The organism is Ligilactobacillus acidipiscis DSM 15836 (genome assembly GCF_001435755.1).
GTDB classification, from domain to species: Bacteria; Bacillota; Bacilli; order Lactobacillales; family Lactobacillaceae; genus Ligilactobacillus; species Ligilactobacillus acidipiscis.
On sequence record NZ_AZFI01000276.1, the window covers coordinates 1 to 1,425 of the forward strand.

The 1,425-nt window shown below is 33.7% G+C and carries 1 protein-coding gene; it reads left to right on the plus strand.

From position 1 onward, the window contains the following. The first annotated feature begins 650 nt into the window (after positions 1–650). Positions 651–1,388 (plus strand): nicotinamide riboside transporter PnuC, encoded by a 738-nt coding sequence (gene pnuC, locus FC65_RS10650; protein ID WP_056972715.1) that lies wholly within the window; start codon positions 651–653, stop codon positions 1,386–1,388. Positions 1,389–1,425: the final 37 nt, after the last annotated feature.

A 1,425-nucleotide genomic window follows, 5' to 3' on the forward strand; every position in this document is an offset into this window, starting at 1 on the left:
TTTCAGTTCAGGATCTGAAAGTTTTTCTTTACCTGAATTATTCATACTTTACTGCACACGGGTAATTTTACCTTTTTTAAACGCAATTTATCTTTTTCAAATTTTATAGTTGTTTGTGCCTTCTTTTGAGCCAACTTTAGTTATGTAGGAGAACTAAAATTACGTTCTATGTCTTGGACTTGCTGAAAATTTATCAAATCGTCTTGCTTAGTTACCATCTATCTACAAAATGTGTACGGAATCTTCATTAACTGTTCCTACACTAAATGCTTGTTCCGCCAACCACTATAGCCTTACATAAACGTTGGCTTTGGTCACAAACTTGACCCAGTTTTTTGTTTTAGTACGTAGCAATAGACAGCCAAAGAGCTACTAAAACTTGATAATGCTAATCAAGAACACTGGCTTCATAGTTGCCAAAGCTAGATATCGCATGAGTTAATGTTTTTTAGAAATAAAACATCCATTCATTGGATGTTATTTTTTTAACAAAATACATAATTTCAACCGTTGTCACGCCTTTTTTCTACTATATATAGATTTTTTGAAAAAAATAATCTAAATATTGTGGTTTGTCCTTTAATTTTTTTGAAAAGCAGGTATAATAAATAGACGAACATAAAAATATTTTTATATAAGGAGAAGAGAAAATGGAAAATAAGCAACAAAATTATTTTTCTTGGTTATTTGAGCAATTAAAGGGGTGGCCACAACAAAACTATTACTTATTTTGGTTTGCTTTAGGGTGTCAATTGATGACCTTAGTCAATGGTAAGATTACGGAATTAGCAATCATTTCATTTGTCGGAACCACTTTAGGCGTTCTCTGTGTTTTAGCTATTAATGCTACGAAGGCTGTCAATGGTTGGCTTGGTTTGATCAGTGCCGCTTGTTTTATTTACGTTGGTTTTAGTGCCAAAAATTACCTCTCGATGTTAGAACAAGTGGCTTATGTTTTGACTCTTGACCTGCCAGTATTGATCAGTGTTAGGACTTGGAATAATAACACAAAAGATCATTTAAAAAGATTTGGTAGTCAACAGTGGATAATTTCTATTCTTTTTACTTTGATAGTGTGGGCAATCAGCGCATATTTAATCAGCCATTTGACCAATGATCCACGTCCAATATACGATGGAATGGCATTTTCTATCTCATTGACTGGAGGGATCGTTTGCTTTTTACGTTACAATAATCAATATTTTTGGTGGTTATTTAGCGGGATCGCTCAATTGATTTTGTGGGCAGTGACATTTTCTCAGGGAGATGCCAGCCTTGCAATGGCTATCAACTCTAGTATTTATGTTATCAACGATATTTTAGCATTTACGGTCAGTCCCTGGTTTAACTTAGGTCGTCGTAAAATGGGCCTGAAAGAGATTAGCTGATCATATAATTTTTGGTTCTATAATATTTGGTACTGAT